This is a genomic window from Actinomadura sp. NTSP31, assembly GCF_041951385.1.
GTDB classification, from domain to species: domain Bacteria; phylum Actinomycetota; class Actinomycetes; order Streptosporangiales; family Streptosporangiaceae; genus Spirillospora; species Spirillospora napierensis.
Genome location: NZ_JBGNUT010000019.1, coordinates 22185 through 39676 on the forward strand (window position 1 = coordinate 22185; position 17492 = coordinate 39676).

The following is a 17492-nucleotide window of genomic DNA, read 5'->3' on the forward strand; positions in this document are numbered from 1 at the left end:
TCCGGACGACCGGATCTCGGGAAGATTACAAAGGATGGGCAAAGATGGCCAATCGGGGCCGCTGGGAGCGACGGGACGGGCGGCTCGGAGCGGGTTGCGCCGTGCGGCAAGTAGAATGAAGGCAGCCGCGCGTCTGCGGCGACTCCCGAACTCTCACGCAAGGCGAGCCCGCATGCCCATCTCCACGCGCGACGACCTCCGGAACGTCGCGATCGTCGCCCATGTCGACCACGGCAAGACGACGCTGGTCGACGCCATGCTCTGGCAGTCAGGTGCCTTCCGCGAGAACCAGGACGTCGACGACCGCGTCATGGACTCCAACGACCTGGAGCGCGAGAAGGGCATCACCATTCTCGCCAAGAACACCGCCGTCCGGCACAACGGCATGACCATCAACATCATCGACACGCCCGGCCACGCCGACTTCGGCGGCGAGGTCGAGCGCGGCCTGTCCATGGTGGACGGCGTCGTCCTGCTGGTGGACGCCAGCGAGGGCCCGCTGCCGCAGACCCGGTTCGTGCTGCGCAAGGCCCTGGAGGCCAAGCTGCCGGTGATCCTGGTGGTGAACAAGACCGACCGTCCCGACGCCCGCATCGACGAGGTCGTGGACGAGACGTACGAGCTGTTCATGGACCTCGACGCCACCGAGGAGCAGATCGACTTCCCGATCGTGTACGCCTCGGGCCGGGCCGGGCGCGCGTCGCTGGCCAAGCCCGCCGACGGCGGCATGCCCGACAGCGAGGACCTGGAGCCGCTGTTCTCGGTGATCACCGAGACGATCCCGGCGCCGTCCTACGACCCGGACGCGCCGCTGCAGGCGCACGTGACGAACCTGGACGCCTCCAGCTACCTCGGCCGGATCGCGCTGTGCCGGGTGCACGCCGGGACGATCAAGAAGGGCCAGCAGGTCGCCTGGTGCCGGCACGACGGCAGCATCGAGAAGGTGCGGATCACCGAGCTGCTGATGACGGAGGCGCTGGCCCGCAAGCCCGCCGACGAGGCGGGGCCGGGCGACATCATCGCGATCGCCGGCATCCCGGAGATCATGATCGGCGACACCATCGCCGACGCGGAGGACCCGCGCCCGCTGCCGCTGATCACGGTGGACGAGCCGGCGATCTCCATGACGATCGGCACCAACACCGGCCCGCTGGCGGGCCGCGAGAAGGGCACCAAGGTCACCGCCCGGATGGTGAAGGACCGGCTCGACCGGGAGCTGGTCGGCAACGTGTCGATCAAGGTGCTGCCGACCGAGCGCCCGGACACCTGGGAGGTGCAGGGCCGCGGTGAGCTGGCCCTCGCGATCCTGGTGGAGAACATGCGCCGGGAGGGCTACGAGCTGACCGTCGGCAAGCCGCAGGTGGTCGCCAAGGAGATCGGCGGGAAGAAGCACGAGCCGGTCGAGCGGCTCACCGTCGACATCCCCGAGGAGCACCTCGGCGCGGTGACGCAGCTCATGGCGGTCCGCAAGGGCCGCATGGAGCACATGACCAACCACGGCACCGGCTGGATCCGGATGGAGTTCCTGGTCCCGGCGCGCGGCCTGATCGGGTTCCGCACCGAGTTCATGACCGAGACGCGCGGCACCGGCATGGCGCACCACGTGTTCGAGTCCTACGAGCCGTGGTTCGGCGAGCTGCGCACCCGGCCGTCCGGCTCGCTGGTCGCCGACCGGTCCGGCGCCGCGACCGCGTACGCGATCACGAACCTGCAGGAGCGCGGCACGTTCTTCGTCGGGCCGACCACCGAGGTGTACGAGGGCATGATCGTCGGGGAGAACTCGCGCTCCGACGACATGGACGTCAACATCACCAAGGAGAAGGCCAAGACCAACATCCGGTCCTCGACGTCCGACATCGCCGAGACGGTGACGCCGGCGCGCCTGCTGACGCTGGAGCAGTCGCTGGAGTTCTGCCGCGAGGACGAGTGCGTCGAGGTGACCCCCGCGGCCGTCCGGATCCGCAAGGTGGTGCTCGACGCCAAGGAGCGCGAGCGGACGCGCGCCCGCACCAAGCGCGCGGGCTGACGCCAGGAGCGCGAAAAGAGGCGGCCCCCCGGTTCCAGGAACCGGGGGGCCGCCGCTTTCGGTCGTGCTAGGCGAGCTGGACGGTGCCGGTCACGTCGGCGGCCAGGCGGAGCTGGTCGCCGTCGCGCAGCGGGGCCTCCACGCCGCGCGGGAGGCGCTCGCCGTTGACGAACGTCCCGTTGGTGGAGCCCTCGTCGCGGACCCACGCCGTCCCGGACGGGTCGAGCCAGACCGTGGAGTGGCGCCGCGACACGTTGTCGTACTGCGTGAACGTGGCGGCCACCGGCGACTGGCCGGCGTCGCGGCCGAGCACCAGGTGCTGCCCGACGGAGACCTTCAGCTCCCCGGTCGGGAACTGCATCCGCAGGACGGGCGTGCCCTTCTGCGGCAGCGGGCGCAGGCACGAGTCGCACTGCGCGGCGCCCGGGTTGCTGAGCACCGCCTCGCAGTACGGGCACATGAACGCCGTGCTGTCGGGCTGCTGCGGGTGCTGGTGGCCTCGCTGCTGGTCCGGCGGCAGCAGCGTCGCCTCCCGCCCGTGCGGCGGCGGCATCGGCGGCTGCTGTGGCGGCGGGCCGTACTGGTGGTCGCCCGGCCCGGGCTGCGGCATGTACTGGTCCGCCGGCGGGTACGGCTGCTGCTCGGGCTGCCGGTACTGGTCGGGCGGCGGCTGGTGCTGCGGCGGCGCGCCCCACTGGTCCGGCTGCTGCTGCTGCTGCGGTTGCTGCTGCTGCGGCGGCGGCATCGACCAGGGGTCCTGCTGCTGCGGCGGCTGCCCGTGCTGCGGGGCGCCGTGCTGCGGCTGCGGAGGCTGCTGCTGCGGCGTGGGCGGCGGGCTCCACTGGTCCGGTTGCTGCTGCTGCGGCGGGCCCCACGCGTCCGGCTGCTGCGGCGGCGGGCCCCACTGGTCCTGCGGCGGCGCGCCGTGCTGCGGCGGGGGACCGCCGTGCTGGGGAGCGCCGTGCTGAGGGGCACCGTGCTGGGGCGCCCCGTGCTGGGGAGCGCCGTACTGCGGAGCGTCGTGCTGCGGTGGCTGCTGGTAGTCGTGCTGGGGCGGCTGCTGGTACGGCTGGCCGTGCTGCGGCGGGGGGCCACCGTGCTGAGGAGCGCCGTGCTGAGGGGCACCGTGCTGGGGCGGGCCCTGGTCGTAGCCGCCGGGACCGGCCCGGTGGCCGCCCCCCGGGCGCGCCAGATTGGCGCCGCAGCTCAGGCAGAGCAGATCGCCCTGCTGGTACGGCTCGTCACAGACAGGACAGTTCAAGGTCGCCATGACACATCCCCCGAGCGCACCCCGGCGCGTTCGAGCCTCGACGTGAGGTGCTCCATGTCACCCCTTCGCGGGATCCCGATGTAGTACACCCGCCTTCCCTCCGGCCCTTCGTCCACGGACACCTGTACTCGGGGCCCTGCGTGTTCCCTAGTCTTACCGATGCCGGCCGGTGCCCCGTACCGCTCCCGCCCCAGAGGGGAGAGCGGGACGACGCGCTGGTTCGCCGACCCCCTCCAGAGTAGAGAGCCGTCTTCCGGGTGTCGCCCCCTCGGGTTGAGGCGGTCGACGTACGGCCCCGCCATCACGGCATCGCAGAGGCCGAGGATCTCGCGCGACCCCCGGACCCGCGAAAGCCGTGAGTAGACATATCCGCTGTACACCAATATGTCCAATGGCATCGTCTCACGCCGGGAGTCGCGCCATGCGCCGATCCCCCGCAGCAGGGCGGCGAGGGCGGCGGGCTGCTGGAACGGCTCCCCGCCGGAGATCGTCACCCCGTGCAGCGGTCCCGGAAGCGACTCCAGCCAGCCGAGAACGGCCTCGACCGGCACGGCCCTGGCCGGGTCCGCGTCCCAGGTGTCGCGCGAGAGGCAGCCGTTGCAGTGCAGTGTGCAGCCCTGCGTCCAGATGCCCGCGCGGGTGCCGGGGCCGAGTGTGGTCACCGGATAGTGCGCCTTGGCGAGCAGCAGCGCGGGAGCCCCCTCGGGGGGCGGGGCGGGGGCGTCGGCGGTCACTGGATGTCCAGATGGACGATGCCGCCCTCGCGCCGGATCCCCCACACGGTGATCCGTTCGTCGGGGATCAGCTCCCGGTCGAACAGCGCGCGCGCCAGCGGGTTGACGAAGTGCGACTCCAGCGCCATGCCGATGCCGCGGCCGCCCTTGTCCAGCTCGGCGGTGCACCACTCGCGCAGCGTCAGCAGCGCGTCGTCCTTCACCGTCAGCATGAGCCGGTGCTCGTCGGCGACCCGCTTGCAGATGTTCGCGAACTGCAGGTCGAAGATCTTGTGCGCGGCGTCGCCGGAGATGAAGTCGAACACCACGATGTTGTCGCCGAACCGGTTGAGCAGCTCCGGCCGGTTCAGCACCTCGGTGAAGTGCGCGGCGACCGCGTCCTTGATCCGCTGCTCGACCTCGAAGTAGGACATCCCGGGTGTGATGTTGCGCACCCGGTCCCCGGCGAGGACCGGGACGGCCTCCAGCATGCCCGGCTCCCGGCCCGGCACGAACATCCCGAGGTTCGAGGTGAAGATCAGGATCGACTCGGAGAAGTGCACCGTGTTGCCGCGCCCGTCGGTGAGCCGGCCGTCCTCCAGGATCTGCAGGAACTTGTCCAGGATCCGCGGGTGCGCCTTCTCGATCTCGTCGAACAGGATCACCCGGAACGGGTCCTCCCGGACGGCGTTGGTCAGCTCGCCGCCCGCCTCGTGCCCCACGTACCCGGGCGGCGACCCGATCAGCCGGTCGCCGGAGCCCTCGCCGGAGAACTCGCTCATGTCGAAGCGCAGGTAGGCCGACTCGTCCCCGAACACCAGCTCGGTGATCGCCTTGGCCAGCTCGGTCTTGCCGGTGCCGGTCGGGCCGGCGAAGAACAGCACGCCGCGCGGCCGGCTCCCGGACCGGGTCGCCTGCGCGCCGGACAGCCCGAGCACGGCGCGCTTGAGGATGTCGAGCGTCTTGGTGACGGCCTGCGGCTGCCCGATCACCCGCTCCGGGACGCGCTTCTCGCCCTCCAGCACGCGGCGCCGCAGGTGCCCGCGGCTCCACGGGTTGTCCAGCACGCCGAGCTTGTAGGTGCGCACGGCGTCCGGCAGGTCGGCGAGGTCGACGTTGCGCTCCTTCGCCAGCCGGGTCACCTCGATCATCGACTGGAGCGTCAGCCCGTCGGCCTGCTCGGCGAACGAGTCGCACGCCGCCGCGGCCGTCTCGTCCGAGCCGACGTCGCTGACGCCGAACGCGCGGGCCAGCAGCCGCGCGGTCTCCTGCCGGTCGCCGAGGTGCGGGCGCGGGATGGTGATCTCGCGGACCGCCTCGTTGTCGGCGGTCAGCCAGGACGGCAGGTCGCCGGGCCGCTCCACCAGCCACACGACCGGGTTGTAGAGCGGCTTCGGCCGCGCCGCGCCGCCCCGGACGGGCCGCGCGGTGCGCGACAGCTTCGCGCAGAACCGGAAGAAGTCCCGCTCGGCGGGCTCCATCTCGGTCGGGGTGCGGGCGATCCGGGACGCCGAGTCGATCACGAACGCGGCGCGCACGTTCTCCTGCGGCCGGGCCACCGCGGCCAGGTGCCGGGTCAGCGCCTCCAGCGACGGCCGCTCGTCCTTGATCTTGCCGAGCACCCGCTCGGCGGCGCGCTCGGCCTCGTCGCCGGCCTCGTCGCCCGGCGGCGGGACGATCTCGAGGCCGTCCACCGGGTCGTACACCACCATGAAGGACGCGCCGCTGGCGTGCAGCGTCTCCCACAGCAGCGAGCGCAGCGGCAGCAGCCGCGCCGGCGCGCCGCTCGCCGTCGGCGGCGCGAGGAAGCTGTCGTACAGGTTCCCCGACAGGACGTACTGGGAGTGCACCGACAGCGTCGCGTCGAGTTCGCGGATGAACGGCGGCCAGCCCTGCAGCCGGCCGCCGAGGGTCGGCGAATCAATGCTCATCTGGCTCGCTCCACTCCGCTCTGCCCGAAAGGGGACGGCCCCCGACACGCCCGGAGCCGGCATCCGCGCTCACGGGCCCCTGGAAAGGACACGTCAACTGGGACGCTCGCGGCGGCGTTCGCGTTGGCCTGCACGCCCCCCAGTCTGCCGTGACGCGGCGCTCACCGGCAGTTCCCGCACGCCGGGCTCCAGCCGCCAGGACACCTCGGAGCGGATCCCGCCTGCCGCCAGCCGGGCCCGCGCGGCCTCGAACGCCTCGCACCACTCCCGCTCCCGCTCGACGTCGACGCGCCGGTCGTCCTCGCTCGCGGCGGGACGGTCCCGCATCATCGACGCCCGGACGTGCGCGGCGTCGTCGACCCGCATCCGCACGCTGTGGTCGGGCCAGGCGCCCTTGGTCAGCACCACCGAGCCGTCCCCGGCCGTCAGCGTCTCGAAACCCTGCTGGACCTCGTAGCCCAGGTCCTCGAACGCGGCCGTGATCGAGTCGAGGACGTACCGGCGCTCCGCCTCGGCCTGCTCGGCGGCCTCCCGCTCGGCCGCGCGGCGGCGCGCTTCCTCCCGGAGCTCCTCGGTGCGCCGGTTGGCGTCCCGGATCCGCAGCCGGACCTCGTGCAGGACGCCCTCCGCCTCCTCGGCGGTGCCCGCGGCGGCCAGCAGCCGGGCCGCCTCGGCGACCGCGCGGCGCTCGTCCTCGGCGGCGTCCGGCAGCAGCCTCGCCATGATCCTTTCCAGGGTCCGCTGCGCCTCGGCGTCGCCGTCGGCGTCGCGCCGCGGCGGCGGTGCGCCGGTGTCGGCGCGGAGCCCTTCCGCCGGGGCGGCGAAGACCTGCGCCGTGACCTGCGCGGCGAGATGCTCCGACAGGCGCCGCTCCGCCTCGTCCAGCAGCGGGTCGGTCGCGGCGCACCAGGCGGCCAGCTCCTCGGCGGACTCCTCGCCGGGTACCAGCCGCGGCGGCAGCGCCGCGTCCGCGCCGATCTTCGCGCGGGTCTCGGCGAGCGCCGCGATGCGCGCGTTGCGCTCCACGACCTCCCGCAGCGCCCGCTCCTGCGTCCGGACCTCGGCGAGCGCGGCCTCCCGCGCCTCCGCTCGCCCGGCGGCGAGCGCCGCCAGCGCCTGCGCGCCGCGTCCCGCCGCGTCGCCGCCGCGCCCGAGGACCCGGCTCATGCCCAGGGTCAGCACGACCGCCGCGTCCAGCACGATGTCGGCCTCGACGCCGCTGCTCATGTGGGGGTCCCTCCCGGGTGGATCGTGCGGTCCCGCTGCCAGCGCTGCAGCCGGACCCCGGCCGCCACCGCGTGCGCGACCGCTCCGGCGACCATCACCAGCACCCACAGCACGCTCGCGATCGACGTCAGCGCCGCCGCCAGCAGGAGCAGGAGCAGCAACGGCACCGTCGCGGCGAGGAGCAGGAACCCGCAGCCGCGCCGGTCGTTGCGCCGCGCGGCGCCCGACATCGTCCGCGACGCCTTGGACAGCCCCCGGCCGCCCGCGCCAAGCACCTTCGATATCAGCGACCACGGCCCGTAGGAGAGGTAGTCGCCGCCCTGCGCGCGCGCCAGCATCACCTCGGCGCCGCATTGCACGCCCCACGCGATGAACGACAGCACGGCCAGCGCGGCGAAGGGGACGCCGCCTGACGAGGCGTGGAGCCCGACCGACGTCGTCCCGTTCTCCTTGCCCCCGCCGCCGAACAGGCTGCCGACGACCCAGCTGACCGCCAGCCAGATCGCCAGGATCGGCAGCGTCCACACGACCGCCCGCGCCATCGCCGCGTTGCGTCCCGCGAGGCGTTGCCGCTCGCGCTCGGCCCACTGCGTCCGCAGGGCCTCGGAGCGCTGCGCCGCCGCGTGCCGGTCGCGCGCCCGCGCCTCCGCCTCCACGACCGCCTCCGGCAGCGCGCGGGTGACGGCGAGCAGCCGCAGCGGATCGTCGCCGGCCCCGTCCGCCATCCACGTGAACCACGGCACCGGCTCCGGGACGGCCCGCCGGGCCCGCACCGCCCCCTCGGCGAGCGACCGGTGCGTCTCCGCCGGGCGCGCCGCGAGCGCGAGCAGCGCCAGCAGCACGGCCGGCGGGTTCTCGGCCTCCGCGTCCGGCAGCCGCGCCGCCAGCCCGGCCGGCGTCGCGTCCTGCCCGCGCAGCCACCGCGCCAGGTCGTTCCACGCCGCCACGTGCGCGCGCCACTGGGCGTCGGCCCCGGCCAGGCCCTCGCCGCCCGCGAACCCTGCGAGCACGCGCAGCAGCCCGTGCTCCCACAGGTCCCGGCCGATCCGGCAGGCCACCGGATGATCGGGATGCCGGGGATCGGCGGCGAGCGCGGCCAGCGCGGGCAGGTCCTCGGCGGACGTCCTGCGGCCGAGATAGTGCGGAGGCAGCGCCGGATCCAGCCACAGGACGAGATGCAGCAGCTTCACGTCCGGTGCCAGGGCCGTCGCGAGGTGGCCGTCGACGAGGTCGATGCGGCTGTCGTCGGGCACGTCCGCGAGCCAGTCCCGCAGGCTCCGCCACGCCTCACCGGACTCCCCGCGCCCGAAGAAGTACTGCGCGGCGTGATCCCAGTTCTCCACCAGCGCGCGCGCCAGCGCGTCGCGCCTGGTGTAGCGGTCACCGCGGAACGGGAGACCGGCGCCGGTCGGCGGCGCCTCCTCCGCGACCTCCGGGGACCCGCCGTCCAGCCACGCGGAGACCTGCTCGCCGGTCCACCTGCGCCGCGGATCGCGGGTCAGCAGGCCCTGGCACAGCAGGCGCAGCCGCGTGTCCGGCACGTCGTCCGCGCTCACCGGACGCGTCGCCAGGTGATCGACCACCACGGTCTCGCTCAGCCCCTGGAACGGCGCCCGGCCCGTCGCGCACTCCCGGACGATCATTCCGAGCGACCACCAGTCGCGGGCCGGCGACACCTGCCCCGACAGCGACTCCGGCGCCGCGTAGGCCAGCGTTCGCGACGACGAGGCGAACACCACGCTCGCGTCGAGCACCCTGCTCAGCCCGAAGTCCGCGATCGCCAGCCGCAGCGGCTCCCGGTCCAGGACCAGCACGTTCTCCGGCTTCAGGTCCCGGTGCACGATGCCGGCCCGGTGCAGCGCGGCCAGCCCGTCCGCCAGCTGCGCCGCTACCGCCGTCACGGTCTCCTCCGGCAGCGGGCCGTCGATCAGCGCGCGCAGGTTCCCGTCGGGGGCGTACGCCGCGACCTCGTAGTCACGGCCGTCCGCATGGCCCGTCTCCAGGATGCGGAGCACGTGCGGCGAATCCAGCGCGGGCAGCTTCTCCCACACGTCCCGGTCGGCGTGGTAGCCGCGGCGGAACACCTTCACCACGAACCGCTCGCCCTGCTCGTCCCGCACCAGGAGCAGATCCGACTCCGCCCCCTGCACGGGCAGCTCCGCGACCGCCCGGTACCGCTCCGCCAGCGCCGCCGGCAGCCGCATCAGCGGATCGCCGGGCGCCGCCTCCGCGTCGCGCCGCGTCGCCCCGGGGCCGGACCCCGCCGGCGGCCGCGGACCGGGCACCCGCGGATCCCGCCGGGTCGCCCCCGCGTCGCGCCGCGTGTCGCGGGGACCGTCGCCGGCGGATCCGGTCGCGTCGAACTCGCCCACCGCAGCCCCGTCTAGTCCTTGTCCTTGATGGCCCGCAGATACTCGACCTCTTTGAAGCGGACGACCATCGCCTCCATGAAGATGCGGGCCAGCATCGCCTGGAAGAACCAGACCACGGGCGATGCGCAGATGATGATGAGGCCGAGCAGCCAGCCATTGCGCAGCCCCATGACCCATATGCCGATCACCACGACGATCAGGGCGGACAGGCTGACCAGCAGCAGCGACAGGATGTAGAAGACCTTGATGAGCTTCGGTGTGACCAGATTGTTGAAGTTCGTGTCGAACAGGGCGCCGAGCAGGCCTTTCTCGCGCGGGTCGCGCGGCGGCGGCTGCCAGCTCTGCGGCTGCTCGTAGGGGCCGGTGCCGTAACCGGGACGGGGGCCGGGGACGGGCCCGGGCTGCTGCGGCGGCGGGCCGTAGGGTCCGGCGGCCGGGCCGGGCTGGCCGGGCGCCGGTGGGCGCGGTGAGTGGCCGGGGTCCGATGGGTGCGTCATCGCCGTCGTCTCCAGTCTGGGGCCGCCTATGGGAAGACTCTAGAGCCTGATCGGGGCGTCCGGCCGGAACGGGAGGCGCGGCTCACCGGGCGTACCGCGGTTCTCGCGGGAGCGCCCGCCGGGCACGCTGCGGAATAACGGCGGCACGGGTCGTGACGGGAATGCCTCGAAACGGGTCGGCATCGAGCGGGCCAGTGTATTCGAGTCCATTCGGCGAGAGCATGGGTCCGTGGGCCTATGTCGACGTTCGACTTTTGGGGCCAGGGGCTTATGGGGCCCGGTCTACCTGCGGATTTCCCTTGTATTTGATCATTGTGCGAGAAAAGTTCACCTGGCCTGCGACCGTTCTCGGGATCTCTTCGGGTGGGTGTCGGGTAACTTCTCGCGAGTTCGTCTGATTGGCTGTACCAATTCTTGATCGAGATGGATTTCGAGGGTTATCGTGGCCCGCGGGCGCCGCAAATCCGTCCGTGGCGCGGCGCGGCGCGGTGCCGGGCCGTCCGGGCGGTCCGGTGGAGGGTGTGGTGAGGCACGTGACCGACCGGGACCCCGCGTGACGCTGGTCATGCTTGTCGACGACGTTCCCAGCCTGGGCGTCATCCGCGGCGCCGTGGCGGAGCGGTCGCCGGCCGGGTTCGCGCCGCTGACGGACGAGGGGCTGGAGTTCACCGGCCGCATCGAGAGCGCGCTGGCCGCGAGTCCGGCGGTGCTCGCCCTCTACCCGTCGTGGCGGCCGGACGCGGCGGGCCGGCTGCTGCGGTTCGCGCGCGCGTCGCTGGGCACCCGCCGCCTGGCGATCGTCCCGCTCGACCTTCCGCCGCTGGCACTGTCGCTGGTGGCGGACCAGCTGGCGTTCCTGGCCCCGTACGTCGAGCCGGGGACGCTGGCCACCGTCGCGCCGCGGCTCGCCGGCCTGATGGTCGCCGGGGCCCGGGTGAACAGCGTCACCCGGCTGGAGCACGTCCGGACGGGTTTCGGCGACCACCTCGCCTCGTACCTGCCGGGCAGTGAATTCCTGGTCACCGCCGCCCCGCACCAGGCGGTGCACCGGGTGGCGGGGGACGCCGCGCCGCCGGCCGGGTACGCGCCGAGCCCGCCGGTGGTCGTGCTGGCGGCGGAGCACGGCGGGGACGGCGCCTGGGTCCGCGACCGGCTGGGGCCGGCGCTCGGCGCGGTGTCGGTGGCGGCGGTCGGCGACCAGCCGCTCGGCGCCGAGTACTGGCGCGCGAAGCGGTACGTCGAGTTCGTCGCGTTCAGCGGGGACAGCGGCGTCCTGCAGTCGGTGGTGCGGGCGGCGGAGTGCGAGCCGTGCCCCTGGTGCGGGACGCCGGTCGGGTCGCCGGTCTGCCCGTTCTGCGCGATGGTCCAGCCCGTCCGGACGCCGCCGCCCGCCGCCGCGCCGCCTGCCCCCGGCGAGGCGGGGCCGGGGCCGGGGCGGGCGCCGGCGTCTCCACGGGCGGACGCGAGTGCGTCCGCGCCGCCGGCGCGGCTGGTCACCGCGCCGCCGTGACCGGGGGCTCCGCCGTGCCCCTCTGACCGCCGTGCCCCCGAACCCCCGTCCCCGTCGCGATCGAACGGAGTCCCATGAACCCCCGACAGCGCCGCGGCGTGCTGCTCATGATCCTCGCGGCGGTGGGCGCCGTGGCGGTGTTCGTGTCGGTCCTCGGCTATGTCGGCTCGGTGCGGGCCGAGGTCGGCGAGAAGCGGCAGGTGCTGCGGCTGAAGGTCGCCGTCCCGGCGTACGGGCGGCTGGACCCGGGCATGGTCGAGCGCGTCGAGATGCCGGTGAAGTGGTCGCCGGACACGATGCTCACCGACCCGGCGTCCGTGGCGGGCAAGGTCGCGCCGGCCGCGCTGGTCGCGGGCGCGTACCTGCAGCGGGGCATGCTGATCGACGCGCCGCTGCTGCAGCCGGGGCAGCGCGAGATCGCCATCATGATCGACGCGGAGACCGGTGTCGCGGGCAAGGTGAAACCCGGGATGGTCGTCGACATCTACGCGACGTTCCAGCAGCAGTCGCAGCGCGACCAGAAGTCCTGCGCGTCCCGGATCATCCGCCGCGCGCAGGTGATCCAGGTCGGCCGGACGACCCGGCAGCGGTCGGCCGCGAACGCCCAGGACGTGAACACGGTCGTCCCGATCACGTTCGCGCTGGCGGCGGACGACAGCGTGAAGCTGACCTATGCCGAGGCCTTCGCGAGCCACGTGCGGCTCGCGCTGATCGGCGGCGACCAGTCCGACGCGGCGAGCGACCCGGTGCGCAAGCTCGGCGCCATCTGCGACATGCCGGCCGCCCGGTGAACGGCCCCGTGGACGGCCGGCCCGTCAAGGTGCTGCTGGCCACCGCCGACCGGGACCTGGCGGACCTGCTGAACGCGCAGTTCCGGGAGCTCGGCGCGGTGGAGGTCGCCGGGGTGGAGACCGGCGCCGCGGACGTGGTGGGCGCGGCGGCGGGCGTCCCCGGCCTGGACGTGGTGCTGCTGCACCAGGCGCTCGGGCCGCTGCCGGCGCTCGACCTGATCCGCGAGCTGGGCGTCCGGCATCCGCACCTGCCGGTGGTGCTGATCGCGGAGGAGGCGACGGCGGAGACGTTCGGCGCGGCGATGGCGGCGGGCGCGCGCGGCGTGATCTCCACCGAGCCGACGCTGTCGGAGCTGCAGAGCCGGGTGGAGGCGGCGGCGGAGTGGGCGCGGACGATGCGCCGGCACTTCGACTCGTCCGAGCAGGGCCCGCTGCCGGGCCGCGTCGGGACGGTGCTGGCGGTCTGCGGCGCCAAGGGCGGGACGGGTGCGACGACCGTCGCGGTGCATCTGGCCGTGGCGGCGGCGACGGCGGGGCGCGGCGTGTGCCTGGTGGACCTGGACCTGCAGAAGGGCGACGCCGCCGGCTACCTGGACGTCGTGCACCGGCGCAGCATCGCCGACCTGGTCGGGGCGGCCGACGACCTGGACGGCCCGACCCTCGCCGAGGCGCTGTTCGTGCACCGCCTCGGCGTGCACCTGCTGCCCGCGCCGGCGGAGGGGGAGCGGGCCGAGGACGTCCCGGCCCGCGCCGCCCGGCAGATCCTCACCGCGTTGCGGGCCCGCTACCAGGTGGTGATCGTCGACTGCGGCGCCCAGCTGTCGGAGGCGAGCGCGATGGCGGTGGAGCTGGCCGACCGGGTGGTGGTCGCGGCGACCCCGGACCTGCCCGCGCTGCGCGGCGCGAAGCGGCTGGTGCGGATGTGGGGGCGGCTGCGGATCCGCAAGGAGGAGGACGTCGCCGTCCTGCTGAACCGGCACGACCGCCGCAACGAGGTCCAGCCGGACCTGGCCGCGAAGATCGTCGGGGTGGAGCTGCTCCGGACGACGGTCCCGGCGGCGTACCGGGCGCTGGAGGACGCCTCGAACACCGGCGCGCCGGAGGCCGTGCGGAGCTCGGACTTCCGCAAGGCGATCAGCGGGCTGGTGCGGGAGACGGGCCTGCTGGACGAGCCGGCGGAGCCGGCGGGCGGGCGCGACCGGGGCGCGGCGTCGGTGGACTTCGCGGCGACCGTCCCGCTGGTCGGGCTGGTGCTGCTGCTCTGCTGGCAGGCGGTGCTGACCGGGCTGACCTCGATGTACGCGAGCCACGCGGCGGACGAGGCGGCGCGGGCGGTGGCCGTCGTCGGCTACGGCACGCCGGAGGCGAGGCAGGAGGTGCGGCGCCGGGCCGTGGCGCGGGTGTCGGGCCCGTGGGGCGGCGAGGACGTGCTGCACCTCGGTGTCGAAGACGGGTACGCGAAGGTGACGATCGACGTCCCGGCCGTCCTGCCGGGCTGGTCGTCGACGTTCGGCCTGACCACCCGCGCCCGCATCGTGCACGAGGACGCGGAGGGCGGGTGAGGACATGGCCGACGCCGCAGCCCCCGCCGCCCGTCCCGCCGCCGGCCCCGGCGCCGACCGCGGGACCGCCTCCGTCGAGTTCGCCACGCTGCTGCCGATCGTGCTGGCGGTCGTGCTGGTCTGCTTCGAGGCGCTGATGGCGTCCGTGACGGTCGAGCGCGTGGAGAACGCGGCGCGGACCGGCGCCCGGGTGGCGGCCATGAGCCAGGACGCGTCGGCGTGCGTACCGGCGGCGGGCGCGGCGCTGCCGGGCTGGCTGAACGACCGGACGCTGCGCGGCGCGGACGCGGGCGACGACGGGGTCTCGTGCACCGTCCGGGCGAGGGTGCCGCTGCTGTGGCGCGGCGTCCCGCTGGACTACACCGTGACCCGCACCGTGACGATGCCGACCGGATGAGCGAGGGGCCGAACGGGTGAGCCGATGGGACTGAGGGACCGCCTGGAGGACGGGCGGCTGAACGGCACCGCCGCCGGCCGCTTCGGGGTGTCGCACTGGCGCCGCCGGCTGCTGGAGGAGGTGAACCTCGACGAGCTGGCGCTGCTCGGGCTGGCGCAGCGGCGCGCCCGGCTGGAGAAGGTGACCGGGCACATCGTCGGCCGCGAGGGGCCGGTGCTGTCGCCGGGGGAGCGGGCCGCGCTGATCCGCCGGGTGGTGGACGAGGCGCTCGGGCTCGGCGTGCTGGAGCCGCTGCTGGCCGACGAGACCGTCACCGAGATCATGGTGAACGGCCCCGACCACGTGTTCGTGGAGCGGGAGGGCCGGGTGGAGCGCGTCGACACCGCGTTCGCCAGCGAGGACCAGCTCTACCAGACGATCGACCGGATCGTCGCGCAGGTGAACCGCCGGGTGGACGAGTCGAGCCCGATGGTGGACGCGCGGCTGCCCGGCGGCGAGCGGGTCAACGTGATCATCCCGCCGCTGTCGCTGGTGGGGCCGGTGCTGACGATCCGCCGGTTCCCCCGCTCGTACACGATCGAGGAGCTGGCGGGCCGGGGCAGCCTGGACGCCCCGACCGGGCTGCTGCTGGCGGCGTTCGTCCGGGCCCGGCTGAACCTGGTCATCTCGGGCGGCACCGGGACGGGCAAGACGACGATGCTGAACGCGCTGTCGGCGTTCATCCCCGACGGCGAGCGGATCGTCACCATCGAGGACTCGGCGGAGCTGCGGCTGCGGCAGGAGCACGTGGTGCCGCTGGAGTCGCGCCCGCCGAACATCGAGGACAAGGGCCGGATCACGATCCGCGACCTGGTCCGCAACGCGCTGCGGATGCGCCCGGACCGGATCATCGTCGGCGAGGTCCGCGGCGGCGAGACCCTCGACATGCTCCAGGCGATGAACACCGGCCACGAGGGGTCGATGGTGACGGTGCACGCCAACTCCACCGAGGACGCGGTGCACCGGCTGCAGACGCTGGCGAGCATGAGCGACGTCCGGCTGCCGTTCGACACGATCCGCGACCAGATCGACAGTGCCGTCGACGTGATCGTGCACCTCGGCCGGGGCCCGGACGGCTCGCGCCGCATCGTGGCGGTCGCGGCGGTGGCGACGCGGCGCGGGGAGCGGCTCCGGCTGAAGCCGATCATGACGTTCGACGCGCTGCCGATCGGGCCGGACCGGGCGGTGCGCGGCGAGTTCCGGCACCGCCCGCTGCCCGGCGTGCTGGCCACCCGGCTCTTCCACGCCGGCGAGGGCGTCCCGCCGGCGTTCGGCGTGGAGACCGCGGAGGTCGCGGAGGGGGAGGGCCGATGAGCCTGCCGGTCATCCTGCTGCTGATGGCGGTCACGGCGGTCCTGGCCGTGTGGGGCGTCGGGGAGCTGGCGGCGGGCCGCGAGACGCGCCGCGGCATCGCGGCCCGGTCCCGGCTGGACGGGGAGCCGCCGCCCGGCGGGCCGCTCGTCCGGCTGGACCGGCGGCTGCGCGGCACCGAGCTCGGCCGGCTGCTGGCCCGCCGGATCGCCGCGGCCGGCCTGGCGGTGCGCGTCTCCACCTTCCTGCTCTCGATCGTCGCGGCCGGCCTCGCCGCGATCGCGCTGATCGGCCGGCTGCTCGGGCCGGTGTTCGGCGTCGCCGCCGCCGTCGCGGTCGGGTTCGTGTTCTTCGCCTACCTGCGCAGGCGCGAGGAGCGGCGCCGGGAGGAGTTCGTCGCGCAGCTGCCCGAGCTGGCGCGGGTGCTGTCGAACGCGGCGCAGGCCGGGCTGTCGCTGCGCACCGCGATCGCGCTGGCCGCCGACGAGCTGGACGACCCCGCCCGCACCGAGCTGCGCCGCGCCGCCGACGGGCTGCGGCTCGGCGAGTCGCTGGAGGGGGTGCTCGGCGACCTGGCCGCCCGGCTGCCGTCCCGCGAGCTCGGCGTGCTGGTCAGCACGCTGCTGGTGTCGGCGCGGTCGGGCGGGTCGCTGGTCACCGCGCTGCGCAGCATCGCCGCCACGCTGGAGGACCGCAAGGAGATCCGCCGCGAGGTGCGCACGATCCTCGGCCAGGCGGTCGTGTCGAACTGGGCGGTCGGGATCCTCGGGGTGGCCGGCATCGCCATGATCAACCAGATCGAGCCGGGCGCGCTGCACGAGATGAGCACGCATCTCACCGGCCAGCTCATGCTGGCGGCCGGCGCCGGGCTGTTCGCGACCAGCCTGGTGGTCATCCGCCGGATCACCCGGATCGACGTGTGAGGTGACCAGATGATCATCGTGCTGGCGGCCGGCGCCGCGCTCAGCGTGCTGCTCGCGGCCTGGGGCTTCGTGCTGCTCACCGGCGGGGAGCGGATCTCGGGATCGGCGCTGGCCGCGACCGCCCCGGGGCCCGCCGCGCGGTCCGGGCGGGGCGAGGTGTTCGGGCTGAACCGGCTGGCCGGGCGGCTCGGCCGGCCCTTCGGCCGCCCCCTGATGACCGCCCTCGCCCCCTGGCACCGCCGGATCCGCGAGCGGATCGACGCGGCGGGGCGTCCCGGCGGCATGACGGTCGAGTCGTACGCGCGGATCACCGCCGGGTACGCGGTCCTGTTCGGCTCGCTCGGGGTGCTGTTGATCAGCGCGGGGCAGGTCCCGATGGGGCTGATCTGCCTCGCCGGGATCTTCCAGAACGAGCTGCTCCTGCTCGGCCGGGCCCGCGCCCGCCGCGACGAGATGCAGCGCGGCATGCCCGACTTCCTGGACGTCCTCGCCGTGACGGTGTCGGCGGGCATGGGGTTCCGGCACTCGCTGGCCCGGGTCGTGGACAGCATGCCGGGGCCGCTGGCGGAGGAGTTCACGATCGCGCTGCGGCAGATGGAGCTCGGCACGTCCCGCCGGGAGGCGTTCGAGGACCTGCGCCGCCGCAACCGGTCGGAGATGCTGAGCCAGTTCGTCACCGCGGTCCTGCAGGCCGAGGAGCTGGGCGCCCCGCTCGCCACCACCCTGATCGACATCGCCACCGACATGCGCCGGGAGTCGGCGCAGTGGGCGCGGCGCAAGGCGCAGCGGACGACCCCGCAGGTCACCGCCGTCACCACCGCGCTCACCCTGCCCGCGCTGATCCTCGTGGTGCTGGGCGCGCTCTTCTACAGCTCGGGAGCTGATCTCGGTGCCGTCCTCGGCCACTGAATACGGCGAAGCCG

The 17492-nt window shown here is 74.2% G+C and carries 15 protein-coding genes; 9 read left to right on the forward strand and 6 right to left on the reverse strand.

Features of this window, described 5'->3' with window-relative positions; genetic code table 11:
• Positions 1-172 precede the first annotated feature (172 nt).
• Entirely contained in the window at positions 173-2026 is a 1854-nt protein-coding gene (typA, locus tag ACA514_RS28985; RefSeq protein WP_375044416.1) for a translational GTPase TypA, read from the forward strand.
• Between the two features lie 67 nt (positions 2027-2093).
• On the opposite strand, the gene ACA514_RS28990 is transcribed toward typA, so the two are convergent.
• Positions 2094-2579 (reverse strand): FHA domain-containing protein, encoded by a 486-nt coding sequence (locus tag ACA514_RS28990; RefSeq protein WP_375044584.1) that lies wholly within the window; start codon positions 2577-2579, stop codon positions 2094-2096.
• Between ACA514_RS28990 and ACA514_RS28995 the strand changes: the two genes are divergently transcribed.
• Entirely contained in the window at positions 2565-3380 is an 816-nt protein-coding gene (locus tag ACA514_RS28995; RefSeq protein ID WP_375044585.1) for a hypothetical protein, read from the forward strand. The two genes, ACA514_RS28990 and ACA514_RS28995, sit on opposite strands and share 15 nt — an antisense overlap.
• Here ACA514_RS28995 and ACA514_RS29000 read toward each other — a convergent pair.
• The 5 genes from ACA514_RS29000 to ACA514_RS29020 all read right to left on the reverse strand — a co-directional run bounded on the left by ACA514_RS29000 (position 3284) and on the right by ACA514_RS29020 (position 10036).
• Complete coding sequence (locus ACA514_RS29000) at positions 3284-4075, reverse strand: 4Fe-4S single cluster domain-containing protein (RefSeq protein WP_375044417.1); 792 nt, start codon at positions 4073-4075, stop codon at positions 3284-3286. The two genes, ACA514_RS28995 and ACA514_RS29000, sit on opposite strands and share 97 nt — an antisense overlap.
• Positions 4027-5940, reverse strand: a complete 1914-nt coding sequence (locus ACA514_RS29005) for an AAA family ATPase (protein ID WP_375044418.1) — start codon at positions 5938-5940, stop codon at positions 4027-4029. The genes ACA514_RS29000 and ACA514_RS29005 overlap by 49 nt, the downstream gene beginning before the upstream one ends.
• Positions 5941-6033: 93 nt before the next feature.
• Entirely contained in the window at positions 6034-7167 is a 1134-nt protein-coding gene (locus ACA514_RS29010; protein ID WP_375044419.1) for a response regulator receiver protein, read from the reverse strand.
• Positions 7164-9539, reverse strand: coding sequence for a protein kinase (locus ACA514_RS29015; RefSeq protein ID WP_375044420.1), 2376 nt, complete (start codon positions 9537-9539; stop codon positions 7164-7166). The genes ACA514_RS29010 and ACA514_RS29015 overlap by 4 nt, the downstream gene beginning before the upstream one ends.
• 11 nt (positions 9540-9550) lie before the next feature.
• Complete coding sequence (locus tag ACA514_RS29020; RefSeq protein ID WP_375044421.1) at positions 9551-10036, reverse strand: DUF4282 domain-containing protein; 486 nt, start codon at positions 10034-10036, stop codon at positions 9551-9553.
• A 553-nt stretch (positions 10037-10589) separates the two neighbouring features.
• Between ACA514_RS29020 and ACA514_RS29025 the strand changes: the two genes are divergently transcribed.
• The 7 genes from ACA514_RS29025 (at position 10590) to ACA514_RS29055 (ending at position 17478) form a co-directional block, all read left to right on the forward strand.
• Positions 10590-11546, forward strand: coding sequence for a hypothetical protein (locus ACA514_RS29025; protein ID WP_375044422.1), 957 nt, complete (start codon positions 10590-10592; stop codon positions 11544-11546).
• A 74-nt stretch (positions 11547-11620) separates the two neighbouring features.
• Positions 11621-12337: a Flp pilus assembly protein CpaB gene (gene cpaB / locus ACA514_RS29030; RefSeq protein ID WP_375044423.1), complete on the forward strand. Its 717-nt coding sequence runs from the start codon at positions 11621-11623 to the stop codon at positions 12335-12337.
• Positions 12334-13899: a CpaE family protein gene (locus tag ACA514_RS29035; RefSeq protein ID WP_375044424.1), complete on the forward strand. Its 1566-nt coding sequence runs from the start codon at positions 12334-12336 to the stop codon at positions 13897-13899. Before cpaB ends, ACA514_RS29035 begins: the two co-directional genes overlap by 4 nt.
• A 4-nt stretch (positions 13900-13903) precedes the next feature.
• Positions 13904-14296: a TadE/TadG family type IV pilus assembly protein gene (locus ACA514_RS29040; RefSeq protein WP_375044425.1), complete on the forward strand. Its 393-nt coding sequence runs from the start codon at positions 13904-13906 to the stop codon at positions 14294-14296.
• Positions 14297-14320: 24 nt separating this feature from the next.
• Positions 14321-15649 carry a CpaF family protein gene (locus ACA514_RS29045; protein ID WP_375044426.1) on the forward strand — a complete coding sequence of 443 codons (1329 nt, stop codon included), beginning with the start codon at positions 14321-14323 and terminating at the stop codon, positions 15647-15649.
• Positions 15646-16569 (forward strand): type II secretion system F family protein, encoded by a 924-nt coding sequence (locus tag ACA514_RS29050; RefSeq protein WP_375044427.1) that lies wholly within the window; start codon positions 15646-15648, stop codon positions 16567-16569. The genes ACA514_RS29045 and ACA514_RS29050 overlap by 4 nt, the downstream gene beginning before the upstream one ends.
• Before the next feature lie 9 nt (positions 16570-16578).
• A complete protein-coding gene (locus ACA514_RS29055; protein ID WP_375044428.1) occupies positions 16579-17478 on the forward strand; it encodes a type II secretion system F family protein in 900 nt (299 codons plus the stop codon).
• Positions 17479-17492: the final 14 nt, after the last annotated feature.

Bases quoted from the DNA above. Each gene is read 5' to 3' on its own strand.
- typA (WP_375044416.1), top strand. From the start codon at position 173: ATGCCCATCTCCACGCGCGACGACCTCCGGAACGTCGCGATCGTCGCC.
- ACA514_RS28990 (WP_375044584.1), bottom strand. From the start codon at position 2,579: ATGCCGCCGCCGCACGGGCGGGAGGCGACGCTGCTGCCGCCGGACCAG.
- ACA514_RS29005 (WP_375044418.1), bottom strand. From the start codon at position 5,940: ATGAGCATTGATTCGCCGACCCTCGGCGGCCGGCTGCAGGGCTGGCCG.
- ACA514_RS29010 (WP_375044419.1), bottom strand. From the start codon at position 7,167: ATGAGCAGCGGCGTCGAGGCCGACATCGTGCTGGACGCGGCGGTCGTG.
- ACA514_RS29020 (WP_375044421.1), bottom strand. From the start codon at position 10,036: ATGACGCACCCATCGGACCCCGGCCACTCACCGCGCCCACCGGCGCCC.
- cpaB (WP_375044423.1), top strand. From the start codon at position 11,621: ATGAACCCCCGACAGCGCCGCGGCGTGCTGCTCATGATCCTCGCGGCG.
- ACA514_RS29040 (WP_375044425.1), top strand. From the start codon at position 13,904: ATGGCCGACGCCGCAGCCCCCGCCGCCCGTCCCGCCGCCGGCCCCGGC.
- ACA514_RS29045 (WP_375044426.1), top strand. From the start codon at position 14,321: ATGGGACTGAGGGACCGCCTGGAGGACGGGCGGCTGAACGGCACCGCC.
- ACA514_RS29050 (WP_375044427.1), top strand. From the start codon at position 15,646: ATGAGCCTGCCGGTCATCCTGCTGCTGATGGCGGTCACGGCGGTCCTG.
- ACA514_RS29055 (WP_375044428.1), top strand. From the start codon at position 16,579: ATGATCATCGTGCTGGCGGCCGGCGCCGCGCTCAGCGTGCTGCTCGCG.